This window comes from Kitasatospora sp. NPDC096128 (genome assembly GCF_040303105.1).
In the GTDB taxonomy this organism is placed as follows: Bacteria; Actinomycetota; Actinomycetes; order Streptomycetales; family Streptomycetaceae; genus Kitasatospora.
On record NZ_JBEOSP010000039.1, the window covers coordinates 28322 to 53856 of the forward strand.

Annotated in this window: 23 protein-coding genes and 1 riboswitch; of the genes, 11 read left to right on the forward strand and 12 right to left on the reverse strand. The window is 72.1% G+C overall.

Annotated features, from left to right (window positions below; translation table 11 throughout):
* Positions 1-84 precede the first annotated feature (84 nt).
* Positions 85-1305 carry a serine hydrolase domain-containing protein gene (locus ABTY61_RS32650; protein ID WP_350508751.1) on the reverse strand — a complete coding sequence of 407 codons (1221 nt, stop codon included), beginning with the start codon at positions 1303-1305 and terminating at the stop codon, positions 85-87.
* A gap of 243 nt (positions 1306-1548) precedes the next feature.
* On the opposite strand from ABTY61_RS32650, the gene ABTY61_RS32655 reads away from it, so the two are divergent.
* The 6 genes from ABTY61_RS32655 (at position 1549) to ABTY61_RS32680 (ending at position 6409) form a co-directional block, all read left to right on the forward strand.
* On the forward strand, positions 1549-2262 hold the full coding sequence (locus tag ABTY61_RS32655; RefSeq protein WP_350508752.1) for a GbsR/MarR family transcriptional regulator: 714 nt from the start codon (positions 1549-1551) through the stop codon (positions 2260-2262).
* Positions 2263-2336: 74 nt separating this feature from the next.
* Positions 2337-2798, forward strand: a complete 462-nt coding sequence (locus ABTY61_RS32660) for a MarR family winged helix-turn-helix transcriptional regulator (RefSeq protein WP_350508753.1) — start codon at positions 2337-2339, stop codon at positions 2796-2798.
* Between the two features lie 195 nt (positions 2799-2993).
* The gene (locus ABTY61_RS32665) at positions 2994-4106 is read left to right on the forward strand and encodes a molybdopterin-dependent oxidoreductase (RefSeq protein WP_350508806.1); all 1113 of its coding nucleotides are present in this window, start codon (positions 2994-2996) and stop codon (positions 4104-4106) included.
* Complete coding sequence (locus tag ABTY61_RS32670; RefSeq protein ID WP_350508754.1) at positions 4103-4567, forward strand: hypothetical protein; 465 nt, start codon at positions 4103-4105, stop codon at positions 4565-4567. The genes ABTY61_RS32665 and ABTY61_RS32670 overlap by 4 nt, the downstream gene beginning before the upstream one ends.
* A gap of 152 nt (positions 4568-4719) precedes the next feature.
* Positions 4720-5520 (forward strand): aldolase, encoded by an 801-nt coding sequence (locus ABTY61_RS32675; RefSeq protein WP_350508755.1) that lies wholly within the window; start codon positions 4720-4722, stop codon positions 5518-5520.
* A 1-nt stretch (position 5521) separates the two neighbouring features.
* Complete coding sequence (locus ABTY61_RS32680) at positions 5522-6409, forward strand: dihydrodipicolinate synthase family protein (protein WP_350508756.1); 888 nt, start codon at positions 5522-5524, stop codon at positions 6407-6409.
* Positions 6410-6427: 18 nt separating this feature from the next.
* On the opposite strand, the gene ABTY61_RS32685 is transcribed toward ABTY61_RS32680, so the two are convergent.
* The gene (locus ABTY61_RS32685) at positions 6428-7003 is read right to left on the reverse strand and encodes a helix-turn-helix domain-containing protein (protein ID WP_350508757.1); all 576 of its coding nucleotides are present in this window, start codon (positions 7001-7003) and stop codon (positions 6428-6430) included.
* Positions 7004-7135: 132 nt separating this feature from the next.
* The gene (locus ABTY61_RS32690) at positions 7136-9817 is read right to left on the reverse strand and encodes a glycosyl hydrolase (protein ID WP_350508807.1); all 2682 of its coding nucleotides are present in this window, start codon (positions 9815-9817) and stop codon (positions 7136-7138) included.
* 396 nt (positions 9818-10213) lie between these two features.
* On the opposite strand from ABTY61_RS32690, the gene ABTY61_RS32695 reads away from it, so the two are divergent.
* On the forward strand, positions 10214-10507 hold the full coding sequence (locus tag ABTY61_RS32695; RefSeq protein WP_350508758.1) for a hypothetical protein: 294 nt from the start codon (positions 10214-10216) through the stop codon (positions 10505-10507).
* A 159-nt stretch (positions 10508-10666) separates the two neighbouring features.
* Here the strand turns inward: ABTY61_RS32695 and ABTY61_RS32700 are convergent, their stop codons facing one another.
* From ABTY61_RS32700 to ABTY61_RS32710, 3 genes are all read right to left on the reverse strand, one after another.
* On the reverse strand, positions 10667-10888 hold the full coding sequence (locus tag ABTY61_RS32700) for a hypothetical protein (protein ID WP_350508759.1): 222 nt from the start codon (positions 10886-10888) through the stop codon (positions 10667-10669).
* Between the two features lie 166 nt (positions 10889-11054).
* Positions 11055-12437, reverse strand: coding sequence for an alkaline phosphatase family protein (locus tag ABTY61_RS32705; protein ID WP_350508760.1), 1383 nt, complete (start codon positions 12435-12437; stop codon positions 11055-11057).
* Positions 12437-13162 (reverse strand): hypothetical protein, encoded by a 726-nt coding sequence (locus ABTY61_RS32710; RefSeq protein ID WP_350508761.1) that lies wholly within the window; start codon positions 13160-13162, stop codon positions 12437-12439. Before ABTY61_RS32710 ends, ABTY61_RS32705 begins: the two co-directional genes overlap by 1 nt.
* 132 nt (positions 13163-13294) lie before the next feature.
* Here ABTY61_RS32710 and ABTY61_RS32715 point away from each other — a divergent pair, with 132 nt between their 5' ends.
* Positions 13295-14044, forward strand: a complete 750-nt coding sequence (locus ABTY61_RS32715; protein ID WP_350508762.1) for a TetR/AcrR family transcriptional regulator — start codon at positions 13295-13297, stop codon at positions 14042-14044.
* 102 nt (positions 14045-14146) lie between these two features.
* Here ABTY61_RS32715 and ABTY61_RS32720 read toward each other — a convergent pair whose 3' ends face one another.
* The 3 genes from ABTY61_RS32720 to ABTY61_RS32730 all read right to left on the reverse strand — a co-directional run bounded on the left by ABTY61_RS32720 (position 14147) and on the right by ABTY61_RS32730 (position 18407).
* Positions 14147-15943, reverse strand: coding sequence for an NRAMP family divalent metal transporter (locus ABTY61_RS32720; protein ID WP_350508763.1), 1797 nt, complete (start codon positions 15941-15943; stop codon positions 14147-14149).
* Between the two features lie 84 nt (positions 15944-16027).
* Positions 16028-16822, reverse strand: a complete 795-nt coding sequence (locus ABTY61_RS32725) for an MgtC/SapB family protein (protein WP_350508764.1) — start codon at positions 16820-16822, stop codon at positions 16028-16030.
* A gap of 278 nt (positions 16823-17100) precedes the next feature.
* A riboswitch (M-box (ykoK) riboswitch) is annotated at positions 17101-17277 on the reverse strand.
* A gap of 278 nt (positions 17278-17555) precedes the next feature.
* Positions 17556-18407: a LysR family transcriptional regulator gene (locus tag ABTY61_RS32730; RefSeq protein ID WP_350508765.1), complete on the reverse strand. Its 852-nt coding sequence runs from the start codon at positions 18405-18407 to the stop codon at positions 17556-17558.
* Positions 18408-18502: 95 nt separating this feature from the next.
* Between ABTY61_RS32730 and ABTY61_RS32735 the strand changes: the two genes are divergently transcribed.
* Positions 18503-19234, forward strand: a complete 732-nt coding sequence (locus tag ABTY61_RS32735; protein WP_350508766.1) for an SDR family oxidoreductase — start codon at positions 18503-18505, stop codon at positions 19232-19234.
* 168 nt (positions 19235-19402) lie between these two features.
* Here ABTY61_RS32735 and ABTY61_RS32740 read toward each other — a convergent pair whose 3' ends face one another.
* Together ABTY61_RS32740 and rpsR are read right to left on the reverse strand one after the other, a co-directional pair.
* Entirely contained in the window at positions 19403-20641 is a 1239-nt protein-coding gene (locus tag ABTY61_RS32740) for a GTP-binding protein (RefSeq protein WP_350508767.1), read from the reverse strand.
* The gene (rpsR, locus tag ABTY61_RS32745) at positions 20638-20892 is read right to left on the reverse strand and encodes a 30S ribosomal protein S18 (protein ID WP_350508808.1); all 255 of its coding nucleotides are present in this window, start codon (positions 20890-20892) and stop codon (positions 20638-20640) included. The genes ABTY61_RS32740 and rpsR overlap by 4 nt, the downstream gene beginning before the upstream one ends.
* A 183-nt stretch (positions 20893-21075) precedes the next feature.
* On the opposite strand from rpsR, the gene ABTY61_RS32750 reads away from it, so the two are divergent.
* Entirely contained in the window at positions 21076-22194 is a 1119-nt protein-coding gene (locus tag ABTY61_RS32750) for a DUF5954 family protein (RefSeq protein WP_350508768.1), read from the forward strand.
* A 242-nt stretch (positions 22195-22436) separates the two neighbouring features.
* Here ABTY61_RS32750 and ABTY61_RS32755 read toward each other — a convergent pair whose 3' ends face one another.
* A complete protein-coding gene (locus ABTY61_RS32755) occupies positions 22437-23705 on the reverse strand; it encodes an ATP-binding protein (protein ID WP_350508769.1) in 1269 nt (422 codons plus the stop codon).
* A gap of 441 nt (positions 23706-24146) precedes the next feature.
* Here ABTY61_RS32755 and ABTY61_RS32760 point away from each other — a divergent pair, with 441 nt between their 5' ends.
* Positions 24147-25340, forward strand: coding sequence for a ricin-type beta-trefoil lectin domain protein (locus ABTY61_RS32760; protein ID WP_350508770.1), 1194 nt, complete (start codon positions 24147-24149; stop codon positions 25338-25340).
* Positions 25341-25535: the final 195 nt, after the last annotated feature.

Below are 25535 nucleotides of genomic sequence, written 5' to 3' on the forward strand. Positions count from 1 at the left end.
CGCGAGGTCTGACCCGGCACCGGCCCGTCGCTCCTGATGAGCGACGGGCCGGTGCCGTACATCACGACTCTGTACGGGTTCCCCTCAGTTCTTCGCCTCGCCGCAGAACTCGGCTTCCAGCTCCTTCGTGAAGACCGAGATCGGTCCCCACGCCTCACCGTTCGCCCAGTCGCCGTTGACCTGGGTCGACATCATGTGCCGGCCATCGCGGCTCCCGAACGTGTAGGACCACGAGCCGTTGATCGCGCCGCCCATCCCCCACACCTCGCCGCACGACAGGCTGACGGACGCAACTCCCAGGCCGTAGTGGGAGTTCGGGATCCACCCCGCGCCGGTGCTCGGGTCCTTCATGGTGAACATCTCGCCCATCTGTGCGGGCGGCAGCAGGCGCCCGCCCAGCAGCGCCTGGAAGAAGGTGCCGAGGTCCCCCACCGTGGAGATCATGTCCCCCGAGCCGTAGCCCCAGGACGGGCTGAGCTCGGTGACGTCGTAGACGGGCAGCTTCGGGTCGTTGAACGTGCCGAGCTTCGAGTAGAACCGCCCGTGCGGGCCCCGGATGCCGGTGTCGTCGGAGGCCGGCTCGTAGGTGCTCTTGAGGTGCAGCGGCTTGGCGAAGCGGTCGGCGATCTCCTGCGCGAGGCTGTGGCCGGTGGCCTGCTCGATGATCATGCCGGCCAGCACGTAGTTGGTGTCGGAGTACTCCCAGCTGGTACCGGGCGCGAACCGGGGCTTGACACTGATCCCGAGCTCGACCAACTCCTGCGGGGTGAAGTGGTCGAACCGGTGCTGGAGGAAGGCCTCGCCCTGGAAGTCCCGCTGGGCCACGTCGGACATGGCGATGTTGGCGACCCCGCTGGTGTGGTTGAGCAGCTGGCGGATGGTGATCGCCGACCCGTCGTAGCCGTTGCTGTCGACGACCCCGGGCAGCCACCGCTCGACGCTGTCGTCGATGCTCAGCCGGCCTTCGGCCTCCAGCTGGAGCAGCGCGGTGGCCACGAAGGTCTTGGTGGTGCTGCCGATCCGGAACCGGTCCTGCGGGCGAAGCTTCTGACCGGTGCTCAGATCTGCGGTGCCGGACTGCCCCCACCAAGTGGAGCCGTTGTCGCGCACCTCGGCCGTCACCCCCGGCAGGCCTGCGCCGGTGACCGCCTGGTCGAGCGCGGCCTGCAAGCCCTGGTGGTCGCCGTGGCCGCCATGGCCGTGGCCGCTGTGCTCGCGGTCGGCGGCCAGGGCTGCCGGGGCGGTGGCGGAGAGCAGGGCAGCGGCCACAACGGCGGCGAGGGCGGTGCGAGTGGTGGTCTTCATGGTCTGGGTCCCCCTGGTGGCTCGGGCTTTCGTCGTCGGTGAGAAACGTACGGCCGAGTTCGGGGATCCCTCAATATCCGATTGCCTGAACCGCACTATCACCGCAGGTCAGTGACGGTCAATCATTGCAATGACGATGCCGACGAATGCAAACGCGGTTGCAACCGTCGCCCCTGCATCCGGATACTCACCCCAAGGGCGCGAGTTCCCGAGTACCCGAGTGCCCGAGGAGAGGAGCCACCCGTGCCAGGTGCCAGGCTGAGCCCGCAGGACCGTCTCGCGATCGCCACCGGTCTCGCCGAGGGCCTCGACTACGCCGCGATCGCCCGGCTGATCGCCCGCCCCACCTCCACGGTGACCCGGGAGATCGCCCGCAACGGCGGGCCCGGCCGCTACCGCGCGGAGACCGCCCAGCGCGCCACCGCCCGCCGGGCCCGACGGCGGCCGGGCCTCGCCCGCCCGGCCGGCGGCGCCGTGGCCGTCCCGGACGGGCGCGACCCGGCGGCCATCGCCGACTTCGCGAACCGGCTGGCCGACCTGCTGGTGCACCTCGGCCTGCCCCGCATGGCGGCCCGGGTGCTCAGCTGCCTCTACGTCACCGACAGCGGTAGCCTCGGCTCGGCCGAACTGGTGCAGCGGCTCGCCGTCAGCCCGGCCTCGGTCTCCAAGGCGGTCGGCTACCTGGAGGAGCAGAACCTGATCCAGCGCGAGCGGGACGGGCGGAACGGCCGCCGCGAGCAGTACACCATCAACGGTGACGTCTGGTACCGCTCGCTGCTGGCCAGCGCCCAACGCAACGCCCTGCTGGCCGAGTTCGCCCGCAGCGGCGCCGACCTGCTGGGCGCCGCCACCCCGGCCGGGCAGCGCCTCGACACGGCCGCGGACTTCCTCGCGGAGATCGGTGCCGACCTGGTCCGGGCGGTGGAGCTGCGCCGCTCCACCGCCGGCAGGTCCTGAGCCGGCGGGCTCTCCCGCGGCGCCGGCGCCACGGCCTTGACCTCTACCGCGCTTGAGCTTCTAGCCTGGCGATCATGACGACCGCAAACACCCCGCAGAACACCACCGCCGCGCCCGCCCAGCCGCCCATCGCCCTGGTCGCCTGGGGCGCCAGCGAGGCGATTCTGCGGCACTCGCAAGCCACCCTGGCACGCATCGACGTGACCCAGCCCCAGTGGTGGGCGCTCAACAACATCGTCCGCGCCGAGCACGGCCTCACCAGGGAGGAGATCCGCGCCGTGGCCGTGCCCTACGGCATGGACACCCGGGTGGTGGTCGACGCCGCCGACGCCCTTGTCCACCGGGGCTGGCTCTGCATCGGCGCGGACGACCGGCTGACCCTCACCGGGCAGGGCCGCGCGGGCCTGGCAACGGCGCGGGAACACATGGCCCGGGCGCGCGCGGAGTTCCTCGGCGACATCACGGAGGAGGAGTACGCGACGTCGGTCTCCGTGCTGCAGCGCGTCACCGCCAACATCACCGCGAGGCCCGCGTGACGGCCGGGCACAGCCGTTGATGGAGAGGGTCAGCGGGCCCGGGCAGCAGCGGGTGCCACCAACCGCCGTTCGCAATCCGTAAGGACGCCGCAGCCCCTCCCGGCAGGCTCGGCGCGCTTCGATGGACGGGTGGATTCCAAGCCTCCCGGCGCCCGGCGCCGCCTCGCCCTCCCGCTCCCTCCCCCGCCCGCGTTCCTGCGCCGCGGCCCGTTCCGCGAGGGCGCGTTCACCTCGCCGCTGCACGAGCCGCGCACCGCCGTCGTGCTGGGCCGGTGGCTGGGGGCAGCCCTGCTGCTCTGCTTCCTGACCGGCCTGACCAGCCACTTCCTCCAGGAGCCGCCGCACTGGGCGGCGGCCCGGCTGCCCTCCCGCCCGGTGAACGGCTACCGGATCACCCAGGGGATGCACGTGATCAGCGGCATCGCCGCCATCCCGCTGACCGGCGCGAAGCTGTGGACGGTCTACCCCCGGCTGTTCGCCTGGCCGCCGGCCCGCAGCGTGCTCCACGCCCTGGAGCGGCTGAGCATCGCAGTCCTGGTCGCGGCTCTGCTGCTGGAGCTCTTCACCGGGCTGCTGAACACCCTCCAGTGGTACCCCTGGCCGTTCCCGTTCCGCCAGACCCACTTCTGGCTGGGCTGGCTGGCGACCGGCGGCCTGCTGCTCCACCTGGCCGTCAAGGCGCCGCTGATCGCCCGGCACTGGCGCCGTCCGCAGGCGCCGGTGGCCGGGCGCCGGGGATTCCTGGTCGCGGTGGGGGCGGCCGTCGGCGCGGTGACGCTCACCACCGCCGGGCAGACCGTGCCCTGGCTGCGGTCGCTGGACCTGCTGGCCCCGCGCCGGCCGGGCTCCGGCCCGAGCGGCCTGCCGGTCAACCGTACGGCCGCCCAGGCCGGGACGGTCACGGTGCCCGCCGACTGGCGGCTGGTGGTCGACGGCCCCCGGCCGTTCCGGCTCGACCTGGCCGGCCTGCGTGAACTGCCGCAGTACGAGGCCGTGTTGCCGATCGCCTGTGTGGAGGGCTGGAGCGTCAGCGCCCGGTGGGGCGGGGTCCGGGTGGCCGACCTGCTGGCCCGGGCCGGGGCACCGGCGGGCTCGGCCGTACGGATCACCTCACTGGAGGCCGAGGGGCCGTACCGGGTGACGGAACTGCCCGCCTCGTACGCCGCCGACCCGCTCACCCTGCTGGCACTGCGGGTGGACGGCGAGGAGCTCAGCCCGGACCACGGCTTCCCGGCGCGGATCATCGCACCGAACCGGCCCGGTGTGCTCCAGACCAAGTGGGTCGCGCGGATCGAGGTGCTGGGATGACGGCGCTCTCGGCCTGGCTGCGCGGGGCCGCGCTGGTGGCGGGGCTCGTGCTGACCGGCGTCGGCCTGTACGGGCTGCTCGACGACGCCTTCGTGACCGAGCCGGCGGGGGTGCTGTGGTGGGCCGTCGGCGCCCTGGCCGTCCATGACGGCCTGTGGCTGCCGCTGGCCTGCTTGGCGGGCACCGCCCTGGCCGCAGCCGGCCGGGCGCGGGGTGCGGCGCGCGGCTCGGCGCGGCGGCCGGTGCTGCGGCCGGTGCTGCGCGGCTGGCTGATCGTGGCCTCGGCGCTGACCGCCGTCGGGCTGCCCGCCGTCCTCCGGGCGGGCCGGGACTCCGGCAACCCGACGGTGCTGCCACTGCCGTACCTACGCAACTGGCTGCTCCCGCTGGCCGTCACCGCGGTGCTCGCCTCGCTGATCGCCCTCGCCCGACGATGGCGCCGGGCCCGGTCCGGCAGCTGAGCCCGAGTCCGCCCGCATTCGCCTCATGGACGAAGGACACCTCGTGTCCTAGAGTGAACGATGTGTCAGCCCGGGCACGGCGCAGTCGAGTCCAAGCCGCCGTGCCCGGGCACCACCGCTTCACCTCACGCCACCGAGGAGAACCCACGGCCATGACCGACACCTTCGAGGCCGGCAAGTCCGAGCTGGTGGAACTCGCCCACCACCGGATGCGCACCGCGATCCCCGACAACGACTGGACGGTACGGCAGAAACTCGCCCTCACCTGCCGCATCCTGTTCGACGCCGGGCACGACTCCGGCCTCGCCGGGCAGATCACCGCCCGCGCCGAACGCCCCGGCACCTACTACACCCAGCGGCTGGGCCTCGGCTTCGACGAGGTCACCGAGGACAACCTCCTCCTCGTCGACGAGGACCTCACCGTCCTGGAGGGCGACGGGATGGCCAACCCGGCCAACCGCTTCCACAGTTGGGTCTACCGCGCCCGACCCGACGTCAACTGCGTCATCCACACCCACCCCCTGCACATCTCCGCGCTGTCCATGCTGGAGACCCCGCTCGTCGTCTCCCACATGGACATGTGCCCGCTGTACGACGACTGCGCGTTCCTGGAGACTTGGCCCGGCATCCCGGTCGGCAACGAGGAGGGCGAGATCATCTCCGCCGCCCTCGGCGACAAGCGCGCTCTGCTGCTCGCCCACCACGGCCAACTCGTCGCCACCGGCACGGTCGAGGAGGCCTGCACCCTCGCCCTGCTCTTCGAGCGGGCCGCGAAGCTCCAGCTGCTGGCGAGCGCGGCCGGGAAGATCCAGGAAATCCCCGGCCTGCTCGCCCGGGAGGCCCACGACTGGATCTCCACCCCCAAGCGCGGCCAGGCGAACTTCGCCTACTACGCCCGCCGCGCCCTGCGCGCCGGCCACGGCGACGCGCTCACCCCCCGGAAGGAGTCCTGACATGGCCACCACGCTCGAAGGGATCATCGGCTACCCGGTGACCCCGTTCTCCCGCGCCGACGGCAGCCCCGACCTCGATCGACTCACCGCGCTCATCGACCGCCTGGTCGCCGGCGGCTGCCACGCCGTCGCCCCGCTCGGCTCCACCGGCGAGAGCGCGTACCTCGACGACCAGGAGTGGTACGCCGTCGCCGAGGCATCCGTCGCCGCCGTCGCCGGCCGCGTCCCGACCGTCGTCGGCATCGCCGACCTCACCACCCGCAGCGCCGTACGCCGCGCCCGGTTCGCCGAACAGGCCGGCGCCGACGTCGTGATGCTCCTGCCGCTCTCCTACTGGAAACTGGACGAGCAGGAGATCACCTGGCACTACACCGCCGTCGCCGACGCGATCGGCATCCCGATCATGATCTACAACAACCCCAAGACGGCCGGGGTCGACCTCCCGCCGGAGCTCATCCACCGGCTGGTCCGGGAGGTCGACAACATCACCATGGTCAAGGAGAGCAGCGGCGACCTCCAGCGGATGCACCGCCTCACCCAACTCTCCGACGGCGCCCTGCCGTTCTACAACGGCTCCAACCCGCTCGCGCTGGCGGCCTTCGCGGCCGGCGCCAGCGGCTGGTGCACGGCCGCGCCCTGCCTGATCCCCGAACTCCCCCTGGAGCTGTACCGGGCAGTGCGCACCGGGGACCTGGACGCGGCCCGCGAGGTGTTCTACCGCCAGCTGCCCGTCCTGCAGTTCCTGATGCGCGGCGGCCTGCCGCCGACGGTCAAGGCGGGCCTGGCCCTGCTCGGCCTGGACGTCGGCGAGCCCCGCCCGCCCCTGCGGCCGCTGGACGACGAGCAGCGCGCCGAGCTCGCGCAGCTGCTGGCGGACGCCGCCGACTGACCCGGCCGAGGGCCGGGCTCAGGGCAGGCTGGGCACCCGGTCCGCGGTGCCGGCCTCGTCGTCGTGGATCACCACGAGGATGTGGGCCGGCTCCGCACCGGTGCTCCGACACCGGTGCGGCACCGAGGAGTTGAAGTACACGCTGTCGCCGGGGCCGAGCTCGACCGTCCGCTCGGGGAACTCCAGCTCCACCGTGCCCGCGTGCACGAAGAAGAACTCCTCCCCCGCGTGCGACTTGAACGGCGACCCGGCGGCATCCGTCGGCGGGTACATCACGAACGGCACCATCCGCTTGCCGCTGAGCCCGGTCGCGATGCCCTCGTAATGCGGCGCACCGGGCCCCGCTCCGGCCGCGATCGGCGTGCGCTCCCCCGCGCGGACCACCGTCACCAACTCCGGCTCGACCTCGTCCGAGAACAGCCGCCCCACATCGACCTTGAGCGCGTGCGCCAACTTGAGCGCGGTCGAGATCGACGGGTCGCTCAGGCCCCGCTCGACCTTGGACAGATAGCTCTTGGTCACCCCGACCTGCTCCGCCAACGCATCAAGGCTCAGCCGGTTCTGCTGCCTCAGCACCCGCAACCTGCTGCCCATGCGCCACCCCTCACCTGCGGATCCGTCCCACCCATCATCCCACCAGCGGCTCCGGCCGCGACCGGCAGCACACCGGCTGCCGGCCGCGGCGGTGTCGTCGGCGGGAGTGGGGCGAGGCGGCGGCGGGAGGGGTCAGTCCTCCGTCTCGTCGTACCGGCCGTGGCCGAGGCGGTGCAGGTCGAAGGACCAGATGCCGCGGCCGAAGGTGGCGGCGTAGAGCCTGCCGTCGGGGCCGATCTTGAGCTGCTGCACCGAGGTGGTGGGCAGGTTGCGGCCGAGGACCCTGAAGTCGGTGGTGCCGGGCGCGCGGTAGAAGGCGGCCAGGTCGGTACCGAGGGCGAGGCCGCCGTTGGGGAGCAGCTTGATCGAGGTGGCGGGGACGTCGGGCAGGTTGGCCGAGACGTCGGTCCAGGTGGTGCCGCCGTCGCGGGTCTCGAAGAGGTGGCCGATCCCGGCACCCGGGCCCTCGGTCCAGCTGCGGGAGAAGCCGCTGAACGCCACGAAGACGTGCTGGGCGTCCTGCTCGTCCACCGCGAAGGAGGAGACGTACCGGTTGGGCAGGGCGCCGTCGACGGGCAGGTTGAGCTGGTGCCAGCCGGTGCCGTCGGTGTTGCCGACCGCGATGCCGCGACTGAAGCCCTGGTTGTTGCAGGGGCCGCACCAGCCCGCGTAGACCGTGCCGTTGACGGTGGCGACCGCGGTGGCGACGTGCCCTGCGCCCAGGTCGTAGGCGCTGGTCCACTCGCTGCCGCTGCGGATCGCGTAGCCCTTGTGCTGCACCCAGACGTGCCGGCCGCCGGCGATCCAGGTGTTGGCGTCCTTGGGGTCCGCGGTCATCGGCGCGATGAAGCGTGCGGCGTTGGCGGCCTTGTCGGGCGGGGCGACCTCGTAGGAGGTGGCCTTGCTCGGGTCCTTCGTCCAACTGCCGTCGTTGACCGCGCAGTTCTGGGTGACCCACATGTCCAGGTAGACGTACTCCTGGGCGATGTCGCAGCCGTTCGCCGGGTCGACCAGGGTGTCGCCGCCGTCACCGCCGAAGTTGGAGCCCATCACCTTGTCGTGGGCCCGCAGGATCGACTCGCCGTTGTCCTGGAGGCCGCCGCTGACGATGACGCCCCGGCCGGACTTGTCCGCGAGGTCCTTGCCGACGCCGACCGAGTAGTACTGCAGGGTGTCGATCGTGCCGTCGTTGAGGGACTTCCAGTCCTTGGCGTGGCCGCCCGCGTCCAGCTGGCCGTCGACCGGACGGGTGTAGATGCCGCCGTCGTTGCCGACGTAGACGCCGGCCTTGCCCTGGTAGCTGCCGATGGCCACGGCGTGCTGGTCGGAGTGGGTGGTCGGCGAGCAGTCGCCGGTCTGCTTGGTGGGGTCGATGCTCCAGCACGGGAACGGGTTGTTCCAGTACGGCGCGATGGTGGCCCACTTGGCGCCGCCGTCGGTGGTCTCGAAGACCTCCTCCAGGCCCGCCCAGACGTGGTCCGGGTTGGCCGGGTCGACCTGGAGGAACTGGTTGTACCAGGACTGGATGCCGGGCTGGTAGCCCGCGTCCTGGAGGGCGGAGCCGGAGCCCTTGAGCTTGTCCTTGTCCGCGATCAGCGTCCACGGGCCCGACGGCGAGCCGGACTTGGAGACGTAGATGCCCTTGAGCCCGGTGTCCGGGTTGTGCGCCGCGACGTCCGGCGACTGGTCGATCGCGTAGTAGCGCGAGCCGTCCGCCGAGCGCGCGAAGGTCACGTTGCCGACGTTCGCGGCGTCCGTCGGCAGGTCGCCCAGCGAGGCGACGCGCTGCCAACTCCCGTCCGCCGCATTGCTGTAGAAGCCGTTGTAGGTGTCCCCGCCGCGCCAGCCGACCGCCAGGACCACCTTCGACGGGTCCCTGGGGTCGATCGCGACGTCGTTGGCGATGTTCTTGTACGGCGCGCTCGGGTCCGCCGCCTTCGAACCACCGGGCAGGTAGTCCGGGTTGGGCGCGAACTCCAGCGTCCAGGGCCCGGAGAGCGTGGTCGTGGAATGGCTCCAGACACCCCGGTTGGTGGCCGCCCACACCTTGTCCCCGGCGAAGCGCAGCTGGTGGATCGTGGTGGACTCCAGCTCGGCGCCGCCCACCCGGTCGCCCGGCTGGAACTTGCCGTGCTTCGGATCGGACAGCACGTACACGCCGGTGCCGACGTACGAGGTCGCCCCGGTGTTGGACTCACCGGTGGCGTACCAGAGCCGCCCGCCCCCGTCGAGGTTCAGGGTGCCGGTCGACAGCGTGGGCAGCTTGTCGGCGATGGCCTCCCAGTGGCCGCCGCCGGTGCGCGAGCGGTAGACGCCGCCGTTGGCGCCGCCCGCGTACACGTATCCGTCGTCGTCGGCCGCGATGCCGGTGATCCGGCCGGTGACGAAGCCGGCGCCGCCGCTGGAGTTGGAGTTGACGTCGCGGTAGCGCGGGTCGTCGCCGTTGTACGGCTTGTTCGTCACGTGGTCCCAGGACCCGCCGGTGTGCGGCAGCGACTGCAACTGCGCCCAGGCGGCGCCGTAGGCGCCGGGGGCGACCACGCCGGGGGCGGTGCGGGCCTCGGTGTACTGGGCGGTGCCCTCGGCGGAGTTCTCCGCCTCGTCGCCGCCGCCGTCGCCGCCGTCCCGGCCGGCCTCGGCCTTGGCGGAGAAGGTGTGTCCGGCCGCCGCCTTGCCGCCGACCTGCTGGGCGTGCTGCCGGCCGGCCTCGGCCAGGCGCTGCACCGGGTTCGGCTGGGCTCCGGGCTGTGCGACGGGTGCGGCCATGGCCTGAGTGGTGGTCAGGCCGAGCGCGGTGAGCGTGACGGCGCTCATGAGCAGCCGTCGTCGTTGCCTGTTCGGCACGGTGCGTCCTCCCCTGGGCGGCCGGGGCGCACGGTCGCACGCCCGGCAGATCAGTGCGAAGCCTGGTCGGTGCCATGGCACTGCGTGAAGGGGATCTGCGTAACGAATGATTAAAACCAATTCTGTGAAATCAGTTAAAAGCATCGGAACACTCGGTGGGTCACAACTCGCCTTTCACCGATCGGGGTTGACGATCCGCCATCGTTCGCATCCGATGTCCAACACATCCGCACATACTCTTCCACAGCTCTTCCTCGAAATGATCGAAGACGGCGGCTTGGGCCCGCACGCACGTCTGGAACCGCGCAGCCACCGCTGACCTCTCATCGCCGCACCGTCCGCCGGAACCCGGGAGACCTCACACCCATGCACCGACCCAGACCCGCGGCCATCGCCGTCCTCGTCCTCACCGCGCTCGGCACCGTCTCGGCCTGCGCCGCGGACCAGGGCGGAAGCGACCAGCCCTCCAGCCCGTCTCCGGCCACCACCGCCGTCACGGCACCGCCTTCGCCGACGACCCCGACCGCCCCGGGCAGCACCACCACGCCCCCGCCCGCGGCCGCCACCCCGTCACCCGCCCCGACCCGGTCCGTCGACGTGGAGAACCCGACCGACCTCGACCACGGCGCCCCCGGCGCGCCCACCCGACCGGCGCACTGACACGGCGGCCGGCCGGCGTGGGATTCCGCAGCCGGGCCTGGTCATGGTTCAAGGGCCCGGCGCACCGCCGGGCCCCTCGGGTCGAGCTACCGGCCCAGCGGTCGGCACTCACGTGGGCGCAGGTCACCACCTCGGCGACGGTCCCCGGCCCGGGCCCGGTCAGCCGGCCGAGGCCCCGGCGAGGTCCAGCAGCCCTTCCTTCGCCTGGCGCACCAGGTCACGGAACTGGTCCTCGCTCATCCGGATCTGCTGACCGAAGTCGTCCGTGATCCTCACTCGCCGGTCCGCGGGCGCCTCCTGATCCAGGAACACCTGGGGGCACCCGCAGTTGCAGTTCCCGCAGAACGTCGCGAAGGGCTGCTGCGATTCCTCGCCGGCCATCCGTCCCACCTCACTTCCGCCCGTGGCGCACGGTACTTCCGGGCTGGCGATGCCCGCGCCGCCCGATCGCCAAACAGGCCGGCCGGAAGGGCAGTTGTGCGCGGCACGGCGAGCGCCCCCCGGAGGGCGGGGGGCGCCTCGTCGTCGGGCCGGATCGGCGGGAGGATCACCCTCCGGAAGGCGGGCCGACGGTCGCGGCGGCGGTCGCGGCGGCGGTCGCACCGGGCGGGATGAGCCGGCGGGCGACGAGGTCCGCGAAGACCTCCTGGAGGTGGGAGACGTCGTCGGCCGCGGGGTTGACGGCTGCCGCGGCCGGTGCCGTGACGCCCGCGAGGACGTCGTCGGTGCGCGGGGTGGTGAGGGTGAGTACGGGCCCGACGTCGCCGGCCGCGGCGTCGCGGGCGGTGAGGGCCGGCAGCGACCAGCGCCGTTCGAGGGTGCGCAGGATGCTGGTGTGGTCCAGCGGCGCCGCGGCGTCGGGTGAGCGGAAGACGGTGCCGGGGGCGATCAGCGGGGAGACCAGCACGGTCGGCACCCGCACACCGAAGCGCTTGAAGTCGAAGCCCTGTTCGCCGATGGTGCCGTCGCCGGGCGGAGTGCTGGTGGCGGGGGGCGGGACGTGGTCGTAGCAGCCGCCGTGTTCGTCGTAGGTGATGACGAACAGGGTCTGGCCCCAGGCAGGTCCGTCGCGCAGGGCCCGGTAGACGTCCTGGATCAGCTGCTCGCCCAACGCGACGTCGCAGATGGGGTGTTCGCTGTTGCCAGTGGGGCCCCAACTGGGTTCGAGGAAGGTGAAGGAGGGCAGGGTCCCGGCCGCGGCCGCGGCCTGGAAGTCGGTGAAGACTCCGAAGTGGTCGGCGGAGGCGCCGTGGATGTCGGGGAAGTTCCCGGAGACCAACGGTGCCTCCTGGTAGCCGAAGGCCCGCCAGGACACCTTGGCAGTGGCGAGCCGGCCGAAGATGCTGGGGCAGGTGAAGTTGTGGGTGTGGTCGTCCAGGTGCCCCTGACTGGTCGCCGCGCAGGAGAACGCCCGGTTCGGCAGGGTCTCGGTGGGTGCGGAGCTGTACCAGTGGTCGCACACCGCGTAGCCGCGGGCGAGCGCGGAGAGCACCGGCAGCGTCTCCGGGGTGAAGCAGTTCATGATGTCGCCCGGGACGGTGCCGGGAAGGACGGTGTGGTTCGGCCGGGGAGGCTGGTCCAGGACGCCGGCGAAGTTCGTCACGAACCCCTGCATCCCGGCCGCCGGCGGCGTCGGCGGGTCGATCGTGCCGAAGAGCTGCTCATTGGTCGGACCGTACCCCTCCCCCGGGTTCGCCCCCGGCATGAAGTACGGGTGGGGGTCCGTCGCCTGGATGCGGCGGACCGTGACGAGTTTGCCGTTCTGGTCCGGGTTGCTCTCCTGCCCGGTCAAGCCCTCGTACGCCTGACCGGTGGGCGAGACGTTGCCCTGGTCCGTGTACAGGAACCCCAGCATGTGGTCGAAGGAGCGGTTCTCCAGCATCAGCATCACCAGGTGCTCGACCCTCTGGAGTCCGTCGTCGCCCGACATCAACTTCTCCGCTTGCTCGGCAGCCACTGGTCGCGCGGGATCCGGCGCCGTTCACGACGGCTGCCGACGTGCGCCCGGCTGTGGTAGGCGGCGGTGAGGGCGGCGGTCTTCTGGGTCCATCCGGTGCCGGCCGAGACGTCGAAGACGCCGATGTAGCCGCCGGTGAGGAGTTCGAGCGGCTGCTTGATGGCGTTGCCGTAGTCGAACTGGGCACCGTTCGCCGCGCGGCTCGGCTGGAACCACGCCGGGTAGACGAAGTCGCTGACCTTGGTGCCGGAGATGTCGTACGCGAAGCTGTCGTCCTCGCACGCGTCGCACACCTCCATGGCGTACAACACCCCTTTGTTGGCCGTCGGTTGATTGAAGATCACCTGGTTGATATCCGGGTCGCCGATCATCTCCAGCAGCTCGTGGCTGGCCGTCACGGTCCAGTTCTCGCCGTACTGCTTGTCGGTGCCGGCGAAGACCTTGCCGATCGGCAGGAAGTTCGCCGTCAGGTCGTGGTACCCGAGGGCGCCGGCCTGGTCGGAGTTGTCCAGGACGACCAGCCACCAGGCATTGTCGGAGAGTGCGCTCGACGCGACGAACGACAGGTCCGCGTCGATCCCCCAGGCCGGGGCGAAGTCCCGGTGGACCTGGGTCTGTAGGGCGGGGACCACGGCGCTCACCTCTGTGTCGGTGAGCACGGTGCTCTCATTGGTCACTTCGATCTTGATGGTGGACATTGCTCCTCCCGATGTCGACACGCGCTGTATGCGTAGATGGTACGTATGTGTCGTAAATGTCGCTTGTATACTTACAGCCTCTGCCGCGCAACGGCGGACGTCAAGAGGCCCAGGGCATCCCGGGAGGCACGCGTGGAAACCGACTCGACCCCCGACCCTGCGGACGGCCCCCGTCGCCCCGGCCGGACCGCGCCGAAGCCGTCCGCCCGGGGCCGGCTGAGCCGGCCGCTGGTGCTGCGCGCAGCGGTCGCGCTGGTCGACCGCGAGGGCCTGGCCGCGCTCACCATGCGCAGCCTCGCCGTCGACCTGGACGTGGAGCCGATGGCGCTCTACCGCTACGCCGACGGCAAGCAGGCGCTCCTCGACGGCATGGTGGAGGCCTTCTACGCGGAGGTGAACGAGCGGATCCAGGCGGTCTCCACGGGGCCGGCCCGGCCCGTCGACGGACCGGGCGGCGACTGGCGGGCACGGCTGCAACACGTCGCCCGCGCCTTCCACCAGGCCGCCGACGCCCACCCCGCGATCTTCCCCCTGGTGGCCACCCGCCCGCTCAGCCTCCCGCTGGCCCGCCGCCCGGCCTCCATGCTCCAGCTCAACGAGCTCGTCCTGACCCTGCTGCACCAGGCCGGCCTCGACGACCGCGCCACCCTGCGGCTCTACCGCACCGTGGTCGGCTGGGCGATCGGCTACCTCCTGGTGGACAAGCGGCAGGTGATCGACAACCCCGACGACCCCGAACCCCTGCTCCGGCTCGGCCTGCACCGCCTCCCGGCCGCCCAGTACCCCCTCCTGCGCACCCTCGCCCCGCTGCTGATGGACCACGACGCGGAGACCGAGTTCGCCACCGGCCTGGACGTCCTCCTGGACCGCCTCGGCCACTGACACCCCGGCCGAGGTGCGCACGTCCGCCCCCCGTGCCCCGATAGCCACGGGTAGCCACCGGCGCACGGAGCGCAGCCGGCCGAAGGAGCCGGAACGAGCGGGTCAGCCCGTGTACAGCTGGACGGTCTTGACGATCACCAGGATCACCGCGAGGAGCAGGTAGCCGCGCAGGGTGAGCAGACCGGCCTTGCGCAGGGCGGAGAACTGCGGTCGGGGCAGGGTGTCGAGGGCGGGGGTGCGCCAGCGGGTCCGGTCCTGTTCCAGGGCCGCCTTGCGCTCCGTCCTGCTGAGTGACGAGCCGTCCGGGTGCTGGACCTGCATCAGCCAGGCCTCGCTGGTGGTGCCGCCGTACGCGTCGCTCTTGGTGTGGCGCGCCGTGAAGGCCTCGATCCGGGCCGCCTGCTCCGTGTACTGGGCGTGGAGCACGATGAGGACGCCACCGACCAGGCCGACGAACGCGCCCGCCGCGAAGCCCCAGCCCAACTGGACGGCCGTCAGCCCGGGGAAGAACGTCGCGGCCGTGAGGGCCAGCGAGAGCAGCACCAGGACCCAGACGATGACGCCCGCGACGACGTTCTGCCGGGTGGTGTTGACCCACGGCCCGAGCACCGGGCGGTCGTTGCACAGCAGCACCAGGAAGACGGTGGCCGAGGGCAGCAGGACACCCGCCAGGGCCTGGACGCCCTGGGTGATCAGGCCTTGGACGTGCGCGTCGGCGGTGAGCGTGATCACGGCGGCGATGCCGATCAGGACCGCGTAGCCGAGGTAGAAGAGCGGCGCCTCGCGGAGCTTCCAGTGCAGGGAGTGCCGCCGCTCGAAGGTGTCGCCGAGGGTGTAGGTGGTGGCGAGGCCGACGGCGTTGGCGCCGATCAGCGAGGCGTCGAGCAGCACGATCGCGAACAGGACGCCGAGCGTCGGGCCGCCGTGCTGCCCGAGGCCGTCGGCGACCGCTCCGGCGTCGGTGAACCCGCCGGAGAGGCCGGTGCCCTGGAAGACGAACGCGGCGGTGGCCATGATGGCGGCGGCGCCCACCGTCACCACCGCGATGCCGATCCGCAGGTCGGCGCGGGCATAGCGGATCCAGCGCGGGGTGATCCGCTTGTCGACCACGTTGGACTGCTGGAAGAACAGCTGCCAGGGGGCGACGGTGGTCCCCACCACGGCGATGATCATCAGCAGCAGGGCCGAGTCGAGGCCGCCGGGGAACTGCGGCACGATGCCCGCCGCGGTCTCGTCCAGCTTCGGGTGCGCGAGCAGCGCCATCGGGAGCACGATCACGTTGAGGGCGATCAGCGCGAACAGGAACCGCTCCCAGCGCCGGAACGATCCGCCGGCCACGACGGCGAACAGCAGGACCGCCGCGAGCGGCACCGAGATGTACTGCGGGATGCCGAAGTGGTCCAGCGCCTGGGACACCCCGATGAACTCGGTGACCAGGGTGAGCGCATTGACCAGGAACAGGTCGCCGACGCTGAACATCCCCCAGAACCGGCCGAAGCGCTGGAAGATCAGCCGGGCGTGACCGACCCCGGTGACCGCACCGAGGCGGACCACCATCTCCTGGTTGACGTAGAGCACCGGGATCAGCAGGGCCAGTGTCCACAGCAGCTTCATGCCGTAGGTCTGGCCCGCCTGGGCGTACGTCGCCACGCCACCGGCGTCGTTGTCACCGACCATCACGATCAGGCCCGGGCCCATGATGACCAGCAGGGCCCTGATGCGCTGCCCCAGCGAACCGCGTCGGCCGGGGTCGTGCCGGCTGATCGTGCCGAGTGCGCCGACGATGTCACCGACGTGAGCGGTGTCCACCGTCGCCGCTGCGGCGGGCTCCGGCGTGGTCGTCGACTCACCGGGGCCGGGCACCCGGCTCGAGGCCGGTCGGGTGGCGTGGAAGGTCAACGCGCTTCTCCTCTGAGGGGTCTGGGCGGCCGTGTCGGCGCAGCGCTTCTGCGGCCGGGTACGGCCTCGGGCGGGGGTGCCGGGTCAGGCGAGCGCGTGCCGTTCGGCGTCGTCGTGCTCGTCGTCCAGGTGCCAGTGCAGGTCTCTGACGCCCGGCTCCAGCGAGAGGCGGGCGACCACCTGCTCCGACGCGCAGGCGGCGTCTCCGGTGATGGTGACGGTGGCGCGCAGGCTGGTGGTCTCCTCGCTCCCCCGGCCCGCGGCCGCGGCGGCCCCCGTACGGCGGGCGCGCAGCCCGGTGGGCGAGAGCCCGGAGGCGGCGAGGGCCTGGAGGAGGAGGGCCCGGATGTGGATCTCGGTGCCCCGCTCGCACTCCAGGTGGACGGTGGCGCGGGTGGTCGGGTCCGGGTCGCCGGCGCCGGCCGGGGCGTGGCCGCCGCCCGGGGAGATGCCGGCCGCCGGGGCGTGGTCGAGCAGGCGGGCGGCCGGCCGCAGGATCAGGTGGACGGCGAGCACGGTCAGGCTGCCGAGCACGGCCAGTTCGAACTTGCCGGAGCCGGCCAGCACCCCGACGGCGGCCGAACACCACAGCGTGGCGGCGGTGTTGAGGCCGCGCACGTCGGCGCCGTCGCGCAGGATCACGCCGCCGCCGAGGAAGCCCACGCCGGAGACGACGTAGGAGGCGACCCGGGTGGGGCTGCCGGTGTCGCCGACGGCCTCGCTGTACAGGACGAACAGGGTGGCGCCGGCGGCGACCAGGGCATTGGTGCGCAGGCCGGCCATCCGGGCCCGCCACTGGCGTTCCATGCCGATCAGTGCCCCGCAGGCCACGCCGGTGGCGAGGCGGATCACGAAGTCGACGGTGGTCAGGGCGTGCACGAGGCACCTCCTCGGGCGAGAGGCCGGCGGGCGGACGGGTTCGGGGCACACCACAGCGGCCCGCGGCGGCATGAGGCCGTGCGGAACCGAAGATGCGTCACATAGACGTGCAGGAAGGGCTGTTACCGCATGCCGGAGGCGTACGAGAGCATGCGGGAGCAGGGGCGACTATGGCCCGGACTGTCGCAGTCCATGTTCTCGCCTCCTCCCGGCCGGGGACGCACCGAGTGTGCGCCGCATCGACACGGCAAGGAGCGTCCCGGCGCGCGAAAGCGACCGGTACACCCCAACTCGTCAGAGCTTTGGCACTTCACGGCGTGATCCCCCTGGTGCGGGGGAAGCCACTTGGGATCAACCCTTAGGTCGGGAAGATCTGTCCTGAACCTGGGCGTCTCTCGACGTCGTCGGGTCAGTGGCCTGTGTCCGTGAAGACGCCTCACCGAACGAGGTGCCTGTTCAAACCTCGCCAAGCGTAGACCCTGTGGATCCGTGTGCCGACCACCTTTACTCAACCTTGACACCCGGGACCCGTACGAACGACGGCGGCGGCGGACAGCCTGCGCCATGACGGAAAGCCCTGATGACGCCCGGTTCGGATGGATCTGACGACGGATCGGACCAGGTCGACGTCCCCGTCGCCGACTGCCCTGATCCGGGCGGCAGGTTCGCCGGCCTGCACCGGGCCGGGCCGGGCCGACCCAAACCCGGCCGGGCGCGGCGGACTCGCGGTGGGCTACGGGAGACCTGTCGCCGTGCGGACGAGGTCGGCGACGGCTCTGGACCGGCTGTGCGGCGGCCAGGCGATCACCGTGGTGACCTTCGGCGCGTCCAGCACGGGCACGGCGGCGAGGTCACCGTGCAGTTGGGCCCGGCACGACTCCGGTGAGACCGCGCAGGCCCGGCCGAGCGCGATGAGCTGCAACAACTGCGCGTGGTCGCGGACTTGGGGACCGGGACCGGGCGGATAGCTGCCGTCGGGGCCGGGCCAGCGCGGCAGGGGCAGGCCCGGCAGCCCGGTGAGGTCGGCCAGGTGCAGATGGGCCCGGAGGGTGAGCGGATGCCCGGCCGGCAGCACCGCCACCTGGCCCTCCGTACCGAGCTCCTCGGTGTGCAGCCCGGCCGTCGAGTCGAACGGCCGGTGCAGCAGCGCCACATCGGCCCGGCCCTCGCGCAGGAACCGGCCCTGCTCGGCCGGGCCGCACAGGATGACCTCCACGGGGACCGCGCCCGGTTCGGCGGCGTACGCGTCGAGCAGTCTCGCCAGCAGTGCGCTGGACGCGTTGGCCTTCGTGACCAGGACCAGGCCGGGACCGCCGGTCGCGGGGAGCGCGGCGCGGCGGGTCCGGCGCTCGGCGGCGTCGACCGCCTCCAGCGCCGCCCGGCCCTCGACCAGCAGCACCGAGCCGGCCTCGGTCAGCCTGACGGTGCGGCTGGTCCGGTCCAGCAGCGCGGCCCCGAGCCGGCGTTCGAGCTGCTGGATCGCCCGTGACAGGGGCGGCTGTGCGATCCCCAGGCGCTGCGCGGCGCGCCCGAAGTGCAGCTCCTCAGCGACAGCGACGAAATACCGCAGTTCCCGGGTCTCCATGCGGCCACGCTACCCCTGATCGATACCCGCACGGTATCGGTGCCCACCCGATCGGTCTTGGACCTCCCCCCGTGGCCGGGAGCAGCATGGTTCCCATGAGCGAACGAACGATTGCGCTGGTCACCGGCGCGAACAAGGGAATCGGCTACGAGATCGCCGCGAGCCTGGGCGCCCTCGGCTGGAGCGTCGGCGTCGGCGCCCGCGACGACCAGCGCCGCCGGGCCGCGGTGGAGAAACTGCGCGCGGCCGGCGTCGACGCGTTCGGCGTCCCGCTGGACGTGACCGACGACGCCGGTGTGACCGCCGCCGCACAGCTGATCGAGGACCGGGCCGGGCGCCTCGACGTGCTCGTCAACAACGCCGCCATCACCGGCGGCATGCCGCAGGAGCCCACCCGGGTCGACCCCGCCATCATCCGAACGGTCGTGGAGACCAACGTGATCGGCGTCATCCGCGTCACCAACGCGATGCTGCCGCTGCTGCGCCGCTCCGCCTCGCCGCGAATCGTCAACATGTCCAGCAGTGTCGGCTCCCTCACCCGGCAGTCGGCGACCGTCGGCGAGCAGTCGATCGGTCCGGTGGCCGTGGCCTACGCGCCGTCGAAGACCTTCCTGAACGCCGTCACCCTCCAGTACGTCCGGGAACTGAGCGGCACGAACATCCTGATCAACGCCGCCTGCCCGGGCTACGTCGCGACCGACCTCAACGGCTTCCGCGGCGTTCGCACCCCCGAACAGGGCGCGGCGATCGCCGTCAAACTCGCCACCCTGCCCGACGACGGCCCGACCGGCCGGTTCTTCGAGGACGCCGGCCCGGTGCCCTGGTGACGGCCGCTCCCCGACGGCCGGGGGCCCGCACCGTCAGGGCGGTTTCCAGGGGCCCCCGGCCGTCGGGGCGGCTGCCCCCGTGCCCGCCGGTGCCGGCGGGGTTCATTCGGACCGCCCATGAGGTCCGGGCCGTTCGTCATGCTTCTCGCCTGCGGCCGGCGGTGACGGTCACGCGTGGGAGTGGTCGTGCTCCAGCTGGAGCGCGTACTCGTCCCAGGCGGGGAACGGGTCCTCGAACGCCGTCCAGACGTGCGGCCCGGCCGCGTGCTCGGCGCCGTCCAGCAGGCAGCGGGTGAGCGCGGCGCGCAGCTCGTCCGTGCGCAGGCCGGTGCCGATGAAGACCAGCTCCTGGCCGCTGTGCGGCTGCTCGTCGCCGAGGCCGGTCAGCGCTGTGGCGTCGGTCAGAGCGGCTGGATACGTCACCAGGGGCGTGGCCGGACGCAGGCCGGAGGGTTCGAAGCGGGCGACCGAACCGGCCTGGGACCACAGGCCGGTGACGGCCGGCCGGGAGGCCAGCCAGAAGAAGCCCTTCGAGCGCAGCACGGTGCCGAACTCCCCCGCGTCGAGCCGCTCGCTCACCAACTCCCAGAGCCGGCCGGGATGGAACGGCCGTTCGGCGCGGAAGACCAGGCTGGTGATGCCGTACTCCTCGGTCTCCGGCACGTGGTCGCCGTTGAGCTCGGCGACCCAGCCCGGAGCCTCCTGTGCCTTGGCCGGATCGAAGAGGCCGGTGCCCAGGAGTTCGGCGGGCGGGACCTTGCCGCCGGTCGCACGGACGATCCGGGCCGCCGGGTTGAGCCGGCCGAGTGTGGCGGCGAGCCGGTCGGCCTCCGCGGCCGTGACCAGGTCGGTCTTGTTCAGGACCAGGACGTCGGCGAACTCGACCTGGTCCATCAGCAGGTCGCTGACGGTGCGTTCGTCGTCCTCGTACTGGTCGAGGCCGCGCGCGGTCAGCTCGTCGCCGCCGCGCAGTTCGGGCAGGAAGTTCGCGGCGTCGACCACGGTGACCATGGTGTCCAGGCGGGCCACGTCGGCCAGGGTGGCGCCGTCGTCGCGGGCGAAGGCGAAGGTGGCCGCGACGGGCATCGGCTCGGAGATGCCGCTGGACTCGATCAGTAGGTAGTCGAAGCGCCCGGCCCGGGCGAGCCGGTCGACCTCCTCCAGCAGGTCGTCGCGCAGGGTGCAGCAGATGCAGCCGTTGGTCATCTCGACCAGGCGCTCCTCGGTCCGGGAGAGCGCGCCACCGCCCTCGCGGACCAGGGCGGCGTCGATGTTGACCTCGCTCATGTCGTTGACGATGACCGCGACCCGCAGGCCTTCCCGGTTGTTCAGCAGGTGGTTGAGCAGCGTGGTCTTGCCCGCGCCGAGGAACCCGGACAGCACGGTGACCGGGAGGCGGCCGCTCACCGGCCCGCCTTCGCGCTGGTCTGGCCACCGGAGACGTACGGCAGCAGTGCCATCTCGCGGGCGTTCTTGATGGCCCGCGCCATCGCCTTCTGCTGCTGGACGGTGAGTCGGGTGACCCGACGGCTGCGGATCTTGCCGCGGTCGGAGACGAACTTCCGCAGGAGGTTGGTGTCCTTGTAGTCGATGTACGTGATCCGCGCTTCGTGCAGAGGATTGGGGCGGGCTTTGCGGTCCCGACGGGCGGGGGCGATCTTGGTCACGGCTTCCCTGCTTCCGGTGCGAGTCGCGTGCGTCAGGCGGTGAGGGGGCCGAGCGCCGCGAAGGTCGAGCCGACACTAGCAGTAGATGAAAACGAAAACCATTACACTCTCTTCGGAGTGAACGAACCGGCTGTTCGGCTGCGCCCCGTCACCGACCGGTTGCATCATGTGCGCATGGTGAACTTCGCTGATGACGTTCCTCAATACCTCGCCATCAGGATGGCCGCCCCGGGCGGCCCGGTGCCGGAGATCGCGGATGTCGAGGCCTGGACGGCCCGCGAGAGGTATCCGCGGATCCTGTCGGCCGGCAGCCCGGTCTTCGGTGTCGCCCGGGAGCGGCCGACCGGCGGCTGGGAACTGTGCTTCTCGATCGTCGAGGTCCATCCGCAGTCGGCCCGCGAGGACCTCGGCATGATCTGCCGCGAACAGGCCGCCGCCGCGGGGAAGTCCGGCGACACCCAGGCGCAGCAGCGGTACCTGGCAGTGGCCGAGCAGTTGGAGTGGGAGAAGATCGACGAGGTCGAACTGGACGTCCGCTACCGCGTGGTGCGGGCCGAACGCTACATCCGCAGCGGTCCGGACGGCCCGGAGCCACCACGCTCCAGCGACCCCGACGACCATCTGAAGCGCGACATCGCCGACGGCCACGACCCGGCCGACGGATTCGTCATGGACCCCGCCCTGCCGACCGGGGTGTCCGAGGGCATCCTCAAGACCGACCTCCTCCAACTACGGCCCGCCGAAGGCGCGTTCGCACCCGAGGTCCGCGAGGACGCCCGGCGGTCGGCCCTCTCCCACCCGGGCCTGGTGCTGTTGCCACCCGCCTTCACCGTCGCGGAACGGGTGCACGGCCAGTGGCGTCCGAGCGGCATGATGGACGCCCCCACCCCCTTCCGGGCCCGGGACATCCTGTCGATGCGCCTGCGGGTGGCCGAGCCGGTCGAGCGCCGGCTGACCCCCCGGCAGCGGGCCCGCTACGCGGAGGCGGCGGACCGGCTCGAAGCCGAACAGAGCTGCGAACTCACCGTCGAGGAAAGCCTCCTGCGGATCATCCGGGTGGAGCGGGCGGTCCGGTTCGGCCCGGACGGGCCAGAGGGGCCCCGCCCCTTCGACCCCGATCCCGAGGACCCGGTCATGGTGCTCGACCAGAAGCTGCGAGCGCAGGGAATCGTCCCCGACGAGGACGCCCCGATCGTCCTGGACGAGTCCGCGCAGGAGTTCCAGCGCCTCTTCGAGGCCGAGATGGACCGACGCGGCAAGCCCCTCCCGCGCCTCGAGGACGACGAGGCGTAACGCCCGGGCGGACCACCGGCAGTCGACCGGGCGGGTCGGCGGACCAGCTCGCCCCGCTCCTGGCGCGAGCCGTGCAGGGGTGTCTGGCCGAGCCCTGAGGGGATCGCCGAGCCGCCGCCGGTGCCGGTGCCGGTCGGGGAGGCCCCCGGCCCATCGGACGGGTGTGGCGGAACGGCACGGACGGCACGGGCTGCACGGACGGCACGGGCTGCACGGACAGCCTGGGCGGCCTGGGCGACCGCTCACACCCGGCCGTAACGGACCGCCTGGTCGGCGAACTCCCGGGCCATCTCCTCGGAGACGGTCGGCCGGGTGCGGCGGATGGCGTCCAGATAGTCCTGGGTCCCGGGTTGGGTCCGCTCCCCCGTGTCGAGGGTGTGCTCGAAGGTGTCCTGGGCGACCGTCATGGCGACCTGCCGGATGTCGGCGGGAGTGAAGCCCTCGCTGGCTTCGGCGAGGGCCGCCGGGTCGGCGGCGGTGCCCGTCTTCGCCGTGTAGCCGACCCACAGCGCCTCGCGGGCCGCGAAGTCGGGCGGCCCGACCGGCAGGACGTAGTCGAACCGGCCGTGGCGCAGGAACGCCGGGTCCAGGGCGGCCACCGAGTTGGTGGCGCAGACGAGGAGCCGGCCGTCGTGGTCACGGAACCGCACGATCGACTTGAGGAGTTCGTTGACCACGCCGACCGACGCGGGGGCGGCGAGGCTGCGCGTACCGGCGACCTCCTCGACCTCGTCGATGAAGAGCAGCACGTGGTCGAGCTGCGCCACTTCCTCGAAGCGGCGGCCGAGTCCGCTGGCCAGCCCGTCCTCGGACCCGAGCCGGGAGGGGAAGAGCTCGATGAACGGCCAGCCGAGCCGACCGGCCACGGCCTTGGCGAACGTGCTCTTGCCGGTGCCCGGCGGCCCGAACAGCACGACCGCGCGGGCCGGTTCCACTCCGTGGGCGTCCGCCAGCTCGGGGTTGGCCAGGGGCAGCACAAGCCGCCGTTCGATGAGCCGCTTCTCGTCGGCCATGCCCGTGAGCCGCTCCCAGAGGCGGGCGTCGGGCATCACCGCGCCCAGCATCGCCAGGACCGCAGGACCCTGGGTGCTGACGACCTCCGACTTCTCGAAGTACGTCAGCCCGCGCTGGGGGTGGAATCCGGAGTTGACCAGCGCGGTGGCACCGGTCTCCTCCTCGGGCAGCACCGCTGCGACGATCCTGGCACCGGCGTCCCGCAGTCGGCGCTCCAGTGCGGACAGCAGCGCGGTGCCGATGCCCAGGTTCCGCCAGCCGGGGTGCAGGGCGATGCGCAGCACCCAGGCCCGGTCCCCGTCCACCCGGCCCACCGCCGCGCCCACGAGATGCCCGTCGGCCACCACCACGACGCTCGGATCACGCGCCTGCAGGGCGGCGACGACATCGGACAGGCGGAAGACGGCGGCATGGTCCGTGGTGGCGCTCTCCGCGTCGAGCCGGACCACCGCCTCGAGGTCGTCCGGCGTGAAGTCCCGGACATGCCATACAGCCATCTATCGCTCTCGACCCTCGCACGCCCCCGGACTTCCATCATGGGCCGACTCCGGTGCGGCCGCAGCACGGGGGCTGCCGGCCGGACGCGGACGGCACGGGCCAGGAGCCGGACAGGGCGCCCGTGCCGCACGGAACCGGCCCGACCGGGCGGCGCATGAAATCGCACAATCACCTTGCAGCGAAGGTGAATTCGTCCGGCGCGCGTACCACCCGAGGCGCGGCATCGTGCGTACACTTCCCGACGGGTGGAGCGGAATTCCCCATTCCCGTCCCGCCCGGTGCGATGTTCCGCCGGACGTTTCTGCAGCCCGGCGGACCGCGTTCGACACCCACCCCCCGGACGAGCCTTCCGGGCCCGTTCGCGACATTCCGCGTCACCGGCATTCCCCTGCCATTCCCCCGCCACTGCCCTGCACCGCCGCTCCACCGAGGAGGACCCTTTGCGCTTCCGCACCGGACCCACCAGACCCACCGGACCCACCAGACCCACCGGGCTCATCGCGCGAGCACTCGGCGCGACCCTCTCCCTGCTGATCGCCGCCCTGGGACTCGCCGGTCCGGCGGCCGCCGCGGGCTCGACCCCCGGCTCGTACAGCTACTACGGCTTCCCCGCCGCGACTTCGTCCCTGAGCTCGGTCACCTTCGGCACCACGGTGCAGTCCGACCCCGGACGGGGCAACGTCTTCTGGTCGCACCAGTTCGGGTTCACCAACGGCGTCTCCGGCTACATCGGCATGCAACGGCACCGCACCGATCCCGGCATGTTCCTGTTCTCGCTGTGGGGCTCGACCGGCGCGCAGCCCGGCGACAGCGGCACCTACTGCCAGACCTTCACCGAGAGCGGAGGCGGCGGCTACACCTGCCGCCTCAACGCGGGCTTCACCGCGGGCCACCACTACCGCTACGACATCACGCCCGCATCCCCCGGCTGGTACCAGGCGAAGATCACCGACACCACCGCCGGGACCTCGTTCGTGCTCGGCACCCTCCAGGTCGGCTCCGGGCTGATCCAGGCGAAGGGCATGGTCGACTGGGTCGAGTACTTCGACTGGAACAACAACGCGGCGACCTGCGCCGACGAGCCCTACTCCGCGGCCCTGTTCACCGCACCCACCGGAGTCGACGCGGCCAACGGTTCGACCGTCCACGCCACCGTCACCAGCACCTCGGTCAGCAGCACCTGCGCCAAGCAGGCCGGCGTCACCCCGGTGACCGGAGGCAGCACCCACCGCGACGCCATCGGCAACAGCCCGTCCGGCTCCATCACCGGCATCGGCGGCCAGTGCGTGGACATCACCGGCGGATCCAGCGCCGACGGCACCCGGCTGGAACTGTGGCCCTGCGGCCAGTGGTCGAACAACCAGAACTGGGTGCTGGCCGACGACGGCACCGTCCACGCCCTGTTCAAGTGCATGACCGCCCTCGGCTCCGGCACCGCCAACGGCACCCCGGTCGTGCTCTCCACCTGCAACGGCTCACCCGGACAGCAGTGGGCCCTGACCAACGGCACCCTGGTCAACCCGAGTTCCCACCGCTGCCTCGACGCCACCGGCGGGAGCAGCACGGCCGGCACCGAGCTGGAGCTCTGGACCTGCAACGGCAACACCAACCAGCAGTGGCACAAGCCCGCCTGACGCGGTCCACGACCGTACGGCCCAGGGCGCGGACCCACCAACCGGGTGGGTCCGCGCCCCGGCTCGTGGGGACGCGGCACACACTGTCCCCCCGACCGGTGCCAAGGGCCTACCTCGCCGAGGCGTACACCGGCTGGCCGCCGGAGCACGGCCGGCGGTGAGCCGCCCGGCACCGTCGGTGGACCGAGGGCATCC